At 53.4% G+C, this 14,620-nt stretch carries 16 protein-coding genes; 12 read left to right on the plus strand and 4 right to left on the minus strand.

What is annotated here, in order from left to right; translation table 11 throughout:
• From ACWIUF_RS07440 to ACWIUF_RS07450, 3 genes are all read right to left on the minus strand, one after another.
• On the minus strand, positions 1–803 hold an 803-nt coding region (locus ACWIUF_RS07440), incomplete at its 3' end, for a hypothetical protein (RefSeq protein WP_448571654.1).
• A gap of 386 nt (positions 804–1,189) precedes the next feature.
• Positions 1,190–1,765 carry an RNA-guided endonuclease InsQ/TnpB family protein gene (locus tag ACWIUF_RS07445; protein WP_448571655.1) on the minus strand — a complete coding sequence of 192 codons (576 nt, stop codon included), beginning with the start codon at positions 1,763–1,765 and terminating at the stop codon, positions 1,190–1,192.
• 2 nt (positions 1,766–1,767) lie between these two features.
• Complete coding sequence (locus ACWIUF_RS07450; protein WP_448571656.1) at positions 1,768–2,013, minus strand: helix-turn-helix domain-containing protein; 246 nt, start codon at positions 2,011–2,013, stop codon at positions 1,768–1,770.
• Between the two features lie 233 nt (positions 2,014–2,246).
• Here ACWIUF_RS07450 and ACWIUF_RS07455 point away from each other — a divergent pair, with 233 nt between their 5' ends.
• The 4 genes from ACWIUF_RS07455 to ACWIUF_RS07470 all read left to right on the plus strand — a co-directional run bounded on the left by ACWIUF_RS07455 (position 2,247) and on the right by ACWIUF_RS07470 (position 4,908).
• A complete protein-coding gene (locus ACWIUF_RS07455; protein WP_448571657.1) occupies positions 2,247–2,576 on the plus strand; it encodes an ArsR/SmtB family transcription factor in 330 nt (109 codons plus the stop codon).
• 69 nt (positions 2,577–2,645) lie between these two features.
• On the plus strand, positions 2,646–3,800 hold the full coding sequence (gene arsB / locus ACWIUF_RS07460; RefSeq protein WP_448571658.1) for an ACR3 family arsenite efflux transporter: 1,155 nt from the start codon (positions 2,646–2,648) through the stop codon (positions 3,798–3,800).
• Between the two features lie 51 nt (positions 3,801–3,851).
• The gene (gene arsC, locus ACWIUF_RS07465; RefSeq protein ID WP_448571659.1) at positions 3,852–4,229 is read left to right on the plus strand and encodes an arsenate reductase, glutathione/glutaredoxin type; all 378 of its coding nucleotides are present in this window, start codon (positions 3,852–3,854) and stop codon (positions 4,227–4,229) included.
• Positions 4,230–4,722: 493 nt separating this feature from the next.
• On the plus strand, positions 4,723–4,908 hold the full coding sequence (locus ACWIUF_RS07470) for a hypothetical protein (RefSeq protein ID WP_448571660.1): 186 nt from the start codon (positions 4,723–4,725) through the stop codon (positions 4,906–4,908).
• A gap of 73 nt (positions 4,909–4,981) precedes the next feature.
• On the opposite strand, the gene ACWIUF_RS07475 is transcribed toward ACWIUF_RS07470, so the two are convergent.
• Positions 4,982–5,161, minus strand: coding sequence for a hypothetical protein (locus tag ACWIUF_RS07475; protein WP_448571661.1), 180 nt, complete (start codon positions 5,159–5,161; stop codon positions 4,982–4,984).
• 374 nt (positions 5,162–5,535) lie between these two features.
• Between ACWIUF_RS07475 and ACWIUF_RS07480 the strand changes: the two genes are divergently transcribed.
• The 8 genes from ACWIUF_RS07480 to ACWIUF_RS07515 all read left to right on the plus strand — a co-directional run.
• Positions 5,536–6,996 (plus strand): mechanosensitive ion channel domain-containing protein, encoded by a 1,461-nt coding sequence (locus ACWIUF_RS07480; RefSeq protein WP_448571662.1) that lies wholly within the window; start codon positions 5,536–5,538, stop codon positions 6,994–6,996.
• A 4-nt stretch (positions 6,997–7,000) separates the two neighbouring features.
• Positions 7,001–8,194 carry a GNAT family N-acetyltransferase gene (locus ACWIUF_RS07485; protein WP_448571663.1) on the plus strand — a complete coding sequence of 398 codons (1,194 nt, stop codon included), beginning with the start codon at positions 7,001–7,003 and terminating at the stop codon, positions 8,192–8,194.
• Between the two features lie 693 nt (positions 8,195–8,887).
• Positions 8,888–9,625, plus strand: a complete 738-nt coding sequence (locus ACWIUF_RS07490) for a (2Fe-2S)-binding protein (RefSeq protein WP_448571664.1) — start codon at positions 8,888–8,890, stop codon at positions 9,623–9,625.
• Positions 9,622–10,617: an FAD binding domain-containing protein gene (locus ACWIUF_RS07495; protein WP_448571665.1), complete on the plus strand. Its 996-nt coding sequence runs from the start codon at positions 9,622–9,624 to the stop codon at positions 10,615–10,617. The genes ACWIUF_RS07490 and ACWIUF_RS07495 overlap by 4 nt, the downstream gene beginning before the upstream one ends.
• Positions 10,614–12,764, plus strand: coding sequence for a xanthine dehydrogenase family protein molybdopterin-binding subunit (locus ACWIUF_RS07500; protein ID WP_448571666.1), 2,151 nt, complete (start codon positions 10,614–10,616; stop codon positions 12,762–12,764). Before ACWIUF_RS07495 ends, ACWIUF_RS07500 begins: the two co-directional genes overlap by 4 nt.
• 16 nt (positions 12,765–12,780) lie before the next feature.
• Positions 12,781–13,005 (plus strand): hypothetical protein, encoded by a 225-nt coding sequence (locus ACWIUF_RS07505; RefSeq protein ID WP_448571667.1) that lies wholly within the window; start codon positions 12,781–12,783, stop codon positions 13,003–13,005.
• Positions 12,965–13,378 (plus strand): type II toxin-antitoxin system VapC family toxin, encoded by a 414-nt coding sequence (locus tag ACWIUF_RS07510; protein ID WP_448571668.1) that lies wholly within the window; start codon positions 12,965–12,967, stop codon positions 13,376–13,378. Before ACWIUF_RS07505 ends, ACWIUF_RS07510 begins: the two co-directional genes overlap by 41 nt.
• 103 nt (positions 13,379–13,481) lie before the next feature.
• A partial coding sequence (locus tag ACWIUF_RS07515) for an XdhC family protein (RefSeq protein ID WP_448571669.1) occupies positions 13,482–14,620 on the plus strand: 1,139 nt, incomplete at its 3' end.

Raw genomic sequence — 14,620 nt, forward strand, 5'->3', positions numbered from 1 at the left:
GAGGAGCTTGTGGCACTGGGGACGGGGGTTGGGGGCGTCGCGACATGCCGATTGGTACGGAAGGTGACATTCACGCCTTCATTAGACTGTTCCAACACCAGTAGGGGCGTGGGCTTAGCCTTTTGATCCCAGTGCATATAGACCACGCGGCCCTGGAGGGTGGGTTGCCAGTGTTCGTCGGTTTCGGGATCGAGATAGGCTTCGATACAATTAATGAGTTCTTCGATCGTGGCATTGGTGGTTTGGGTAGGCAGTCGGGTTAAGCGCACCTGGACGCGGAAGAGAATTCCCCGTTTCGCATTGGGCAGTTCAGAGGTTTGATACTCAACATCAAAGGTTTCGTCGATTTGGTGGCCCCCGGTACTGGCAATCCCCACAATCCCTTGCTCGGCTTGGTTGGGTCGTAGGGCGGCGGAGATTTTATCTTTCATGCGAATTTTGATTTGGTTGAGAATCGCAAAGTGGAAAATTTCCTCCTCCATGCGCATTTTCAAATAGTCCAAATTGAATTCCCGCGAGTGAACCAGATCGGGGTTGGTCTCCATCTTATTAATGGTTTTCAGCGCCAACTTATACTTTTTCTGCAGTTCCTTATTTTTAAAGGCTTCAAACTTCAGGCGCTTTGTCCAATCATTGGCCTGTATCCGGAACCAAATACCGCCCCCCAGTAAAGCCAACAGCAGCACGCCAGAGGTCATCATCCACAATTGGGGCGATTGCACGATCGCCGTCACATTGGGCGGTACCTGGGCGATCACAGGCGTGATCACGGGGGATTGAGGGGAGCGGGGGGCAGCAATCATAGCGTGTTGGGAGTACAGGGGAAGCTGGGCAAGGGGCATGACCGTTAGCCCCGGAAGACAGGCAGGGGAGACCCAAAGCAACCCTAGTAGCCTGTACTTCTGGGAAATCCGCGATTGCGCGTCTGTGACTCTTCCGGTGGGGATGCAGGGGGCAGAAGCTAGGGGAATGGCGACTGACTACCAGTGGGGACCGTCCAGCAGACAGAATACCCAGCCATTGCTCCTCACCCCAAGGAGCAGACGCTATGCATCTCCACTCTAACCTAAACCACCCCAGATGGCTGGATGATGAACATTAGGACCGCTAGTGGACTGGTTATGGGAGCCAATAGACTTTGACAACTCCCCGGCCTAAAGGCGCGGGGATTCTTGGCTCACAGGGTGTCTTAGACATTGCCCTCACCCAGCAGCTTGACGATGTGCCCCACCGCTGCAATCCCGCGCTGCCTCACTACCTGAGCCGCTGCTACATCCCGGTTTGCGGTGTAACCACACGCTGGGCAGTAATGGGTTCGCTCGGCTAGATTCTTCTTGCCGACACCCCCCCCACAACTGGGGCAAGTCTGGCTGGTGCCCTTAGCTTCCCCTTTGGCGAAATAGACCCCACGCTGCCAGCACACATGGCTGAGAATACTGAGAAAATCTCCCCAGCCTGCATCCAGGCAGTGTTTGCCCAGCATCTCCTTGGCTAACGCTTTCAGGTTCAAGTCTTCAGCAAAAATTATCCCGGCTTGGTCACAGAGATGATGAGCCAGCTTGTACTGGAAGTCCTTGCGAGCATTGCTCAGATACTCGTGGTGTCTAGCCACGCGTTGCTGTTGCTTGCGCCAATTACGGGACCCCTGCCTCATCCGCTTGAGACGACGTTGCCGCGATCGCAGCTTGCGTTGTCCGCTCACCAAGAATCGAGGATTCGGAATCAGTTCACCATTGGAGGTAGCCACATACGACTCAATCCCCACATCTATTCCCAGCGGCTCGCCCTGCGGCTGGACTGAGAGTAGTATGTGGGCCGCTGGGCAGCAGCAGGGATGATGTACTCCCGATCGATGCGGCAGGCATTGATGTCGCACTTGCGAGAACGCGCCCAATCTTTACGTTCGGCCAGCGCGAAATTGTAGACTTGCCGGCAAATCTCCAGCCAGTCCGCAATTACCGCTTCCTGCTCAAGCGTAGGTTGCAGCTTGTACTCGTAAGTGAGGGTTACCATGCTGCAATTTTAGCCTTTTGATTAAGGTGCTTGCAGTTTACTCAAAGCCGTCCTGGAAGGATGGGGCTTGCATCCCAATTATTTTTGGGTCAAGCTGGGATACCCCTACAGCCGTTTCCTCTCGAATGAAGTCCTGTCAAGCCTTGTAGACAAGGGGCTTAAGCCCCTTGTCTGTACCTTACCAAATATGGAAGTGTTGTAATACGTTTAAGATTATAATTCAAATAAAATTGATGAAAGCTAGATCTAATCCCGATCCCCTTCCCCTGATTCGCGCTGGCTTTCAGGCTCTCTCCGATCCCCTGCGTTTGCGCATTCTCGACCTTCTGCGCCACCAGGAACTGTGTGTGTGCGATCTGGGTGATCGCCTGGGTGTCAGCCAATCCAAGCTTTCCTTTCACTTGAAAACCTTGAAAGCAGCCGAACTATTGCGATCGCGTCAGGTAGGTCGTTGGAGCTACTACAGCCTCAACCTGCCCCAGTTTGTCCTCTTGGAGCAGTACCTAGCCGAGTACCGTCGCTTCAGCCCTATCCTACCGGCCTCAATCTGTCGCGAAGGTTGACAAATCAAGTTTTTTTGAAATGATAAGGAGGTAGCTTGTCTGAACGATCGGACATGATCGGAGCTTGCCATGAACAGTCAGTCGTCAGAGCGATCGCCCCAGGCCGTGCAAGCCGGGGGGACACTCAGTTTTTTTGAGCGTTATCTCACCCTTTGGGTGTTTCTCTGCATTATTGCGGGCATTGGACTAGGGCGTTTGTTTCCTCAAGTGGCTGTAGCCTTGGATGCTATGAGTATCCATCAGGTCTCGTTGCCGATCGCGGTATGCCTGTTTTTTATGATGTATCCCATCATGGTCAAGATTGACTTTTCCCAGGCAAAGCAGGCGGCCCGGACCCCCAAACCTGTGTTGTTAACCTTGGTCGTGAACTGGTTAATTAAGCCGTTTACGATGGTTGTTTTTGCTCAAGTGTTTCTGGGTTGGTTATTTCGACCTCTTATTACCGGGACAGAACTGCTGAATGGGGTGGAAGTTCCACTGGCTAATGCCTATATTGCCGGGGCAATTCTGTTGGGTATTGCGCCCTGTACCGCAATGGTTTTGATGTGGGGTTACCTGTCCTATAGTAACCAGGGACATACCCTGATCATGGTGGCGATTAACTCTTTGGTTATGCTGTTTCTCTATGCTCCTTTGGGGCGTTGGTTGTTAGCTAGCAATGATTTAGTCGTGCCCTGGCAAACGATTGTCCTCTCGGTGTTGATCTACGTGGGTCTACCCCTCATTGCTGGCATGTATTCCCGTTATTGGATTTTCCGTCACAAGGGACGTGATTGGTTTAATCGCTATTTTCTGAAGTATCTGAGTCCGATCGCGACGACGGCGTTACTCGCAACCCTAATCCTATTATTTGCCTTCAAGGGTGAGCTAATTGTCAACCATCCTCTTCACATTCTGCTGATTGCTATTCCCCTATTTATTCAAACAAATGTTATCTTTTTCCTGTCCTACGTGGCTGCCTGGAAACTGAATTTTGTCTACGAAGATGCTGCCCCTGCTGCGCTGATTGGGGCTAGTAATCATTTTGAAGTCGCGATCGCGACGGCGGTGATGCTCTTTGGCCTCAATTCGGGGGCGGCTCTGGCAACGGTGGTGGGGGTACTGATTGAGGTGCCAGTGATGCTGATGCTCGTGGAAATCTGTCGGCATACGGCCTTTTGGTTTGCCCGTAGTCCAGAGAAAGCCACCCTCCCTGATCCCCGGTGTTTTAAGGGCAATCTGTAATTTTTCCATTGCTAATCTTCATCCTCAGCAGGTTGATTTATGAAACGAATTATGTTTGTTTGCAAGAAAAATTCAGCCCGATCGCAGATAGCTGAAGCCTTCGCTAAGCAATTAGGGGCGGGGCAGGTGGCGGTTACCAGTGCCGGCTTGGAAGCCAGTCAGATCAACCCAGGGGCGATCGCGGCGATGGACGCGATCGGCATGGATATCCGTCACCAAACCTCCAAGGCACTGGCCGATTTTCAACCAGAGGATTTTGATATCGTGATCTCCCTCTGTGGCTGCGGAGTGAATTTACCCCAGGCGTGGGTCCTTCGGGAAGTCTTTGAAGATTGGCAACTCCCTGATCCAGCGGTGGAGCCGAACCTTTTCCCCCAGGTCCGGGACGAAATCCAACGGCGGGTACAGGCCCTCCTGGCACAGATATAACAATCTTAGATGGTTGATGAGCATGGGTGGGCATCCTAGCCGCGCGGGCTAGAAGCCGGCACCACCATCCCTCACGAACCCTTTAGGATTGCTATAGGCACCGCCTAATCCTGGGGATGATGAGGATAGACAGGTGCCAAACGCATCGCCATCAGCCGTGGGGTGAGGACGAGCGTAGGGGCCAGCTTTCCAAGTCAGGGGTTTCCCTCTCCCCCCCTTTCGGCCCTAAAGTCATCTGCAGCTAAATCACAGACTGTTAACTTTTGTTACAGAACTTGTCGAGGATACCTGTTACAGTGGCAGCGCATCTCTACCTCTGATGCAGTCTTCGTCGATCGTCAGGTGGTAGGCAGGGGGCTACCCCACAACGTCCAGTCAAGCTAAAATCTGAAATCCCAAAATCTAAAATCCCATTTGGCAGGATACTGATCCCCTAATGGCTGTGCGATCGACAGCGGCTGTTGGGAATTGCGTGTAGAGGACAAGGAGAACGATGTACCAACCCAAGATTGGTGATACCGTTTTGCAATTCTGGCACAAACACCCGGACGGCTCACCCATTACGGTTCTACCAGAGGGCAAGATTGTCCAAGTGTTTGGTGTGGGTTGCGTTGTCGAGTGGCAGGGCGGCAAACGCGAATTTTTCCGAGATACGCGCACATTAATCAAGTGTCGCTAGCTGTAGGGGCGGATGGTACCAAACACGTCCCGTGGGCCTACCCCTACGCCTGTCCATGCAACGGGCGATCGCCTTAATCTTCGCTCCCAACGTCTTGTTCCGTCCCTTCAGAGAGGTTCTCCTCTTCAGGTCGGGCACCCCCTTCCGGTCGCCGTCGGTTATAGCGGCTGCGATTGGTCCGTTTGCGGAACTTACGGGCATAAGCTTCGTTCCGTAGAGCTTTCTCCTTTTTCAAGTTACGGCGTTTAGCCATCCTAACCTCAACTCATGGTCTACAGTTAAAAATTGGGTGCGTCTGGGCCAACAGTCAGCACGATCGCCGCACCGCTCAAGGGCTTGCCAGGGGGTGCTAGCTACGACAGCCCGCATTTCTGGCAAATATTCATCCTACCATACCTTGCCTAGCCTCCCGAACCTGATGATGCGCCCGATTAGCTCGCAGGTAGAGTCCCCACCGCCTGATCTGCGTCTGAGCGATCGGATGACGTAATCCGGGGGATGTACCTAACTGCTCAACTCTAACCCTACAATTTGAGTAGTGTGCCCCAGGCAGGTGCATATCGGTACTCTGTCCGTGGTGACTGGGTTCCCATCGCAATTCAACCGCCTGCGCCAAGCGATTATTTTATGTATCCAACACTACAATCCATTTTTCGACAAATCTTCTCAGTTTTTACTGACATTCGCTTCACGATCGGGGGGACAGTCATTACCCTGGCCTCCATTATTCAGGCGATTATTTTATTTCTAGTCATTATTTTTATTGCCCGCGCACTTAAGGTTCTTCTACGCAAACACCTCCTTTCTCGGCTGGGAATTGATGCCACGAATCGGGAAGCGATCGCCACAATTATTAGCTATAGTTTGGCCATTATTAGCTTTTTAATTGTATTGCAATTAACGGGCATTAACGTGGCCTCCTTGGCTGTGATTGCTGGAGGCTTGGGAATTGGGGTTGGCTTTGGGTTGCAGAGTATTACCAAAAACTTTATTAGTGGTCTGACTCTATTAACAGAGCAGAAGTTGAAGGTTGGCGATTTTATTGAATTTTCAGGTCTGTCGGGCTATGTCAAAGAAGTATCGTTGCGATCGACGCTGATTCGGACTCGTGATGGGGGGGATGTGGTTGTTCCCAATAGTGAACTTGTCGAAAATCATGTCTTAAACTGGACCTATGACAGCTACATTGCCCGGATTAAGGTCCCGGTGGGAGTTGCCTATGGCAGTGATCCATCCCTAGTTACAGAAACCCTTTTACAGGCTGCTTATCAGGATGCGAATGTTGTGCATGATCCGGCTCCTCGTGTGGTCTTTCAGGGATTTGGCGATAGTTCTCTTAATTTTGAATTATGGGTATGGGTCACGCGGATTGATGATGAACCCTTTATTAAAAGTTCCCTAAACTTTGCGATCGAATACAATCTACGGCAGCACCAGATTGTGATTCCCTTTCCCCAGCGTGACCTGTGGCTGAAAAATCCGGAAGCCCTGTCAGGCTTTTTCTCTCGACGGGAAGCGGACGAATTGGAACCTTTGGCGGCGGAACAGCTCCCAGCCCAGGCAACTGTTAGGGCACCCGCTTTACGAGATTTTCTCAAGCAAGTTCCCTACTTCCAGGGATTTAGTGAGTTAGAGTTACGTCAACTCATTGAAATTGGTTATCGTAAGCGCTTACAACCCACCGAAGTACTGTTTCGAGAAAATGATGCGGGTGATGCATTCTATATTGTTTTAAGTGGTTTGGTTGAAGTGGTTGCCGAACAAATCAATAAACAATTAACAACCCTGGAGTCAGGTCGTTTCTTTGGCGAACTATCTTTGATTCTGGGTATCCCTCGCACCGCGACCGTTCGCGCCTTGGAACCTACGACCTTGTTCGTCATCAACAGCAAAAGTTTCTCCAAATTACTTCAGAACTATCCTGGATTTTATGAGATTATTGTTAATGAACTTAGCAAGCATCAACAGGAACTCATAGAGCGCCAGAAACAATTACGTGAATTAGGCTTGGTCAATGCTGATGAGGATGATAAAAATCCAATTATTTGGGTCAGAAAACGTCTGAAGAATTTGTTTAATTTGACTTAATATTATGCTACGTCAACCCTCTCCTCCCCACTACACATTTACCTGGCATAGTTGCATTGCTGAGATTCCCCAATCGGCTTGGGATGCCTTGGCAATGCCCTTGCCGACACCGTTTTTAGAGTGGGAATGGCTGAACAATCTTGAAACCTCCGGTAGTGCCGTTGCTCGCACCGGTTGGTTACCCAATCACCTGACCGTTTGGCGCGATCGTACCTTGATCGCGGCGGCCCCGCTTTACCTGAAAGGCCACAGCTACGGTGAATTTGTCTTTGATCACCAGTGGGCTGATCTGGCCTATCGCTTAGGGGTTCAATACTATCCCAAACTGTTAGGGATGACACCCTTCACCCCAGCGATCGGCTACCGATTTCTGGTCGCACCCAGTGAGGATGAAGCGGAATTAACCACCCTGATGTTTAATGAGATTGATCATTTCTGCGATCGTCATCAGATTGCCAGTTGCAATTTCCTCTTTGTTGATCCGGATTGGCAACCTTTCGCGCAACAGGCTGGATGTTTGCCCTGGTTGCACTATAGCTATATTTGGCAAAATCAGGGCTATCAAACCTTTGAAGATTACTTACAAAGATTTAATGCCAACCAACGCCGCAACGTTAAGCGAGAACGGAAAGCGGTTGCCCAGGCTGGATTGGAGATTAAAACCCTCCTGGGTGAGGAAATTCCCCATGCCCTATTTCCAAAAATTTATCATTTCTATAGTAGTACCTGTGACAAGTTCATGTGGGGGAGTAAGTATCTCACCCGTCGTTTTTTTGAGCAACTTTACCCTAAGTATCGCGATCGTGTTCTGTTGATCGCTGCCTATGAAGCGACGAACCCCCACCCATTGATCGGTATGTCCTTTTGTATTACCAAGGGCGATCGCCTCTATGGACGGTATTGGGGCAGCGATCGTGAAATTGACTGTCTGCATTTTGATGCCTGTTACTACACGCCTATTGATTGGGCGATCGCCAACAACATTCAACTGTTTGACCCTGGGGCAGGCGGTCGTCACAAAAAACGTCGAGGGTTTCCCGCAACCCCGAACTATAGCCTACATCGCTTTTATAACAATCGGATGCAACATATTCTGAGCAGCCATATCGACGAAATTAATGCAATGGAACAGCAGGAAATTGACGCGGTTAACCGGGATTTACCCTTTCGTCAGGCTAACTATAGCAATCTCAGGTGATTGATGAGCGTGGGGTGGGCATCCTGCCCGCGCAGACTAGAAGCCTGCCTCACCCTCCTTCACAAACCGTTTAGGATGGCTATAGGTACAGTAAACATAAAGTTTCGCAACGTTGGTAGTAACGACTTGAGGCATTGCAGGCTAAAGCCTGAACTACAAACGTTACATAGTTAATTATGCGCTGCACTAGGATTTCGGAGCGCTGCTCCCTAGCCTCAGTAGATTCTCCTACCGAGATGCTACGCGAACGAAAAATAATTGTGGAGTAGGTATCTTGCTAGATTTTAGATTTTAGATTTTAGATTTTGGATGAGCTGGATGTTGTGGGGTAAGCATCCTGTCTGCTCCTGAGACAGCCGAGTCTTCGATATATTCAGACGGCCATCCCACATTCAACCTGTGATCTGCTAAGCCGTGATTTTGCACGATCTGCGGATGGCGACCTAATTCACCCGATCAGGTGAACTGCAGTAACTTGTTTTAGCCACACTTGATCCGATAAACTAACCGCAAAGAGATGCCATCTAGCCTCAATCAATCCATCGTCAGGTTGCTTTGCTTATTGGGGCATGAAGTATTGAGGTATTGCAGCAATGCAACCATGACGTTGCGGGGATAATCACCCTGCTCACATCGCTTGCCGAGAGCTATCCCACGCCCTCAGGTATATCGAAACTCCGGAGACCCTTAACCATGCCATCGGACGACAGACGACCATCAGGAACCTCCCGGCGACGCTTCTTGGGCCAAGCCCTAACCGCAGCAGGAACCGCGATCGTGGTGCCTAAAGTCCTGGATGCAGCCAATAATAGCGATGGTGTTGATGCCCAAACCACTGCTAACGATCGCACCCTGCCCATGCAAGCTGCCATCCCGGTTACGCTCACGATTAACGGACGATCGCACACGGTCAATATTGAACCCCGTGTCACCTTGCTGGACCTTCTCCGCGAACGGCTGAAGTTAACGGGCACGAAAAAAGGCTGCGATCACGGCCAATGTGGTGCGTGTACTGTTCTAGTGGATGGGGAGCGCGTCTATGCCTGTTTGTCCCTGGCGATTATGCAGGAAGGTAAGCAAATTACGACGATCGAAGGTTTAGCCCAGGGAACCCAACTCCACCCCGTCCAAGCCGCGTTTATTGACAACGATGCCCTCCAGTGCGGCTACTGCACCCCCGGCCAAATTTGCGCCTCCGTTGCTCTCCTCGCCGAAGTCAAGCGGGGCTGTGCCAGTGTCGTCACCCCCAATCTCACCCAGCCGCCCCCATTGGCCACCCTCTCCGAGGCGGAAATTAAGGAACGCTTGAGCGGGAACCTCTGTCGGTGCAGTGCCTACAACGGGATTGTGGCCGCCGTGCAACAGGCCGCAGGCCAAACGCCCCCCTCGGCAGCGGCGACGATCCTGGTTCAGGAGGGGGTAGCCGGATGAAGAATTTTGCCTACGTGCGGGCGACCTCCGCAGCGGATGCGATTCAACGATCGCACACCACACCCAACACCCAATTCATTGCCGGGGGGACCAACCTTGTCGATCGCCTCAAGGTTTTTCTGGATAACCCGGCCCAACTAATCGATATTTCCCGCCTGGATCTCAAGGCGATTACCCCCACCCCCGACGGCGGCCTCCATATCGGTGCCTTGGCGAGCAATACCGCTGTCGCGGACCATCCCCAAGTCCGGCGGGATTATCCCTTGCTGTCGCGGGCAATTTTATCGGGTGCATCCCAACAGATTCGCAACGTGGCGACGGTGGGCGGTAATTTACTCCAACGCACCCGTTGTCCCTACTACTACGATCCCGTCTTTGCCTGCAATAAACGGCAACCGGGGAGTGGTTGCGATGCCGCCCAGGGGATTAACCGGATGCACGCGATTTTGGGAGCGAGTGATGACTGTGTTGCTGTCCATCCCTCTGATATGTGTGTCGCTTTAGCGGCCCTCGCTGCCGTGGTTGAAGTCGAAGGTCCCCAGGGCAAACGCCAGATTCCCTTTGCGGAATTTCATCGCCTACCGGGGGATGCGCCCCATCTGGATACAACCCTGCAACCGGGGGAATTGATTACAACCATCCACTTGCCCCCCGTACCCTTTGCCAAAACGGGGGTTTACCTGAAACTGCGCGATCGCGCCTCCTATTCCTTTGCCCTCGTATCCGTAGCCGCAGCGGTGGAGATTACGGGCGATCGCATTCGAGCAGCGCGTCTGGCCCTGGGGGGAGTGGCCCATAAACCCTGGCGATCGCTCGACGCTGAAGCGTTTCTTGCGGATAAACCGGCGACGGGAGAAACCTTCCAACAGGCCGCCGCGATCGCGCTCCAGGACGCTAAACCATTAGCGCACAATGGGTTCAAAGTTGAAATGGCGAAACGGGCCATTAAACGGGCACTGACGATTGCAGCCAAGGGAGGTGGGGTCGCATGAGCACGGGAGCAGCCAACCCAGAGTTGGCCAACACAGTCATTGGGACGGCGGTTAAACGCAAGGATGGCCTCGCCAAGGTGACGGGCCAAGCCACCTATGCTGCCGAGCATGATCTGCCGGGATTGGTGCATGGCTGTTTGGTGACGGCAGCGATCGCGAAGGGACGGATTCGGTCCATGTCCACCCAGGCGGCAGAGCAGGCACCGGGGGTGATCGCCGTGATTACCCACAGCAATATGCCCAAGGTGTTCAAACCCACCAATAATTTCATCACGAGCAAAATTTACGAAGCCCGTTTACCCCTAGCGGACGATCGCATTCATTATGGCGGGCAAATCATCGGCCTCGTGGTTGCCGATACCTGGGAACGGGCACGGGAAGCCGCGCAGCTAGTCCAGGTGGACTACGACAGTCAGCCCCCGTTGGTGGACGCCACGAAGGCCACCTATCGACCGGCAGCGGGGTTGTTTGGCGAGGATATGGTCTTTCGCAAGGGGGAATTTGCCAGGGGGGAAGAGAACATCCCAACGGGCACTACGCTGAAAGCCACCTACCATACGGTTACCGAACTCCATGCCATGATGGAACCCCACGCCATCATCGCCCAGTGGCAGGGCGACACCCTCACGGTCTACGAAGGGTCCCAATGGGTGGTTGGGGGACAGCGCACCTATGCCGAACTGTTTGGTCTGCCTTCGGAAAAGGTACGACTCATCTCGCCTTATATTGGGGGCGGCTTTGGTTCCAAGGCATTTCCCTGGCCCCATAGTATTCTCTGTGCAGCGGTAGCCCGCCAGATCCAGCGGCCCCTGAAGCTAGTGGTGAGCCGTCGTCAGATGACGGCCAATACGGGGCATCGATCGCAAACCGAGCAAACCCTGCAACTCACGGCGAAACCTGATGGGGAGTTGATCGCGATCGGCCACACGGCGAAATCAGCCACCTCTCCGGTCGAAGATTTTCCCGAACCCTGCACCAGCATGACCCCGGCTATGTACGCCGCGCCCAGTGTGCAGACCAGCCAAACCTTGGCCACCTTAAACGTGGGCACCCCCACCTGGATGCGGGCACCGGGGGAAGCCCCTGGCATGTGGGCGCTGGAGTCGGCGATGGATGAATTGGCTTGGAAATTGAACCTTGATCCGGTGGCCCTGCGGCTGAAGAATGAAACCCAAACCCACCTGCGCAGTGACCTACCCTTTTCCAGCAAGCACTTTGCCGAGTGTTTGCAAGTGGGAGCCAACACCTTTGGCTGGTCGGATCGCCCCCGCCAACCCCGGAGCCTGAATCGAAATGGCGAACTCATCGGTTGGGGCATGGCGGCTTCCACGTTTCCAGCCCTGCGGGGGAATACCTCGGCGAAGGTCCGTCTGTTACCGGATGGTCGGGTGCAGGTGTTGGCTTCAGCTAATGATATGGGCACGGGAGCCTATACGGTCATCGCGATCGTGGCGGCGGAAACCCTAGGCGTGCCGGTGGACAAGATCACGGTGGAGATTGGGGACTCCCGCTTCCCCAATGGCGGTCTAGCCGGAGGGTCCCAGATGACTGCTTCCCTGGCCCCTGCGGTCCAAAATGCCTGTCAGACCTTGCTCCAGTCGGGGAATTTTGCCACGGTGGCTGAGGCCGTGCAGGAACTCCAGCGATCGGGGCGGGCGGCCTTGGAAGCGACGGGTTCAGCGGCCCCTGATGCTGCGAACCGACAGTGGGCGTTTCAATCCTGGGGTGCCCATTTTTGTGAAGTCGCGATCGATGAGGAACTCGGTCGATTACGGGTGACGCGCTGGCTGTCGGTCATGGACATCGGCCAGGTGATCAATGCCAAGGCAGCGGCGAGTCAAATCCGGGGCGGCGTGATCATGGGCATCGGCTCGGCCCTGATGGAGGAGTGCCACTTTGACCCGCATACGGGCCATTCCGTGGTCTACGACTTGGCGACCTACCACTACCCCAGCCATGCCGATATTCCCCGCATCGAGGTCACGTTCGTGGGCAAACCGGATTTGGCATTTAATCCCATAGGGGGGCGCGGTGTGGGGGAAATTGGCATTACGGGCGTTGCCGCCGCCGTGGCGAATGCGGTTTATCATGCCACGGGCCGGCGGTTACGGAGCCTGCCCTTAACGCCCGATAAGCTCATGGCTTAAGGTGGAGACGACTGGCATGGAAGTGCTTCAACTAACCACGACTGTGGACGAATCAGGCCATTTGCGTCTGGATATTCCGACTGCTCTGGCACCGGGACAGGTTAATATTGTTCTGGTTGTTAATCCTGTAGCAGCCGCTCCGCCTCAGGAACCAAACTATGATTTCTCTGATTTGGTCGGTCGTTTAACCTGGCAGGGGGATGCTGTTGCATCTCAGCGATCGCTACGCAATGAGTGGTAATCGTTATTTACTAGATACGAATGCGATCGTTGCTTTGTTACAAGGCAATATTCGACTGCTTCGATTGCTCCAAGATGCTAGTTGGATTGGCATTTCAATTATTAGTCAGATTGAGTTTCTGGCTTTTTCTGAATTGACGGAAGCTGATTATCATCTTTTTAAACAATTTCTTAAACGAGTGGAAGTTGTGGGTTTGACAGCCAGTGATACCCACTTGATTGCAAGGATTGTCGAAATTCGTCAACAATATCGATTGAAGTTACCCGATGCAGTCATTGCAGCAATGGCCATCCAAAATACAGCCATTTTGGTTACAGCTGATCAAGAATTTACAAGAATGGCAATGCTTGAGATAGCTCGTTTTTGCGACTAAAGTCGCTACTACAAACTCCAAAAATCTCTGAGATGGTACCCTCCCCTGCTCGTCGTCACGGTTTTAAAGATTTCTCGTTTAAAACATCTCTGAAAATACGACAATGAACGAATTACAGCACATTCTCACCGCCTTTGAGCAGAGTCAGCAATTGGGGGAACGTACGGTACTGGGCACGATCGTGCAAACCCAGGGGTCCGTTTATCGTCGTCCGGGTGCGCGGCTGTTGGTGACGGCAACCGGTGAACGGGTGGGGACCATCAGTGGCGGGTGTTTAGAAGCTGATCTGGTTGAACGATCGCGCTCCTTGCTCACCCACGGCGGTGCGCCTATCCTCGTCCGCTATGACACGACTGCGAGCGATGACCTCGTGTTCGGCTTGGGTTTGGGCTGCAATGGGGTGGTGGATGTGTTGCTGGAGGCGGTGGACCCAGCCGCCAGGGGCAACCCCCTGCCCCTGATCCGGACCTGTTTGGAGACCCAAGCACCGGGGGTGATCGCGACGGTCTTTGCCGTTGACAACGTGCCGGACGTACACGTGGGCGATCGCGTCCTGCTGCCCCCCGATCGCCTGCCGATCACCGCGATCGCTAACCCAATCGTGGCCCAACGGCTGGTGACGGATCTCACCCAAACGCTCAACGAACAGCAAATCCGCATCCAGACCTATCCCCTTGCTGGGGGGAGTATGACCGTCCTGCTCGAAATCATCCGCCCGCCCACACCGCTACTGATTTTTGGGGCTGGGGATGACGCCATCCCCGTAGTGCCGTTGGCCAAACAGGTGGGCTGGCAAGTCACGGTCCTTGATCATCGACCTGCGTTATTAAGCCGCGATCGCTTTCCCCTCGCCGATCACTGGCTCACCTACACCCCAACGCAACCCCAGACCTACCGAGCACGACTGACATCCTCAACCGTTGCCGTAGTCATGACCCATCACTATCCCAGTGATCTGGCGTTGCTCAAAACCCTACTGCAAACACCGCTCCGGTACCTGGGAGTTTTAGGTCCCAAACGGCGGATGCAGCAACTGGAACACGACCTTGCGACCCAAGGCATCACCCTAACGCCGGAACAACGCCAACGCCTCTATAGTCCCATTGGTCTGGATATCGGGGCCGAAACCCCAGCGGAAATTGCCCTCGCGATCGTGGCGGAAATTCAAGCCGTGATGGCCGGTCGGACGGGTCAATCTTTGCGCGATCGCCCCGGTGCCATTCATGCCCCCATCCCTACCTC

The organism is Trichothermofontia sp. (genome assembly GCF_053493415.1).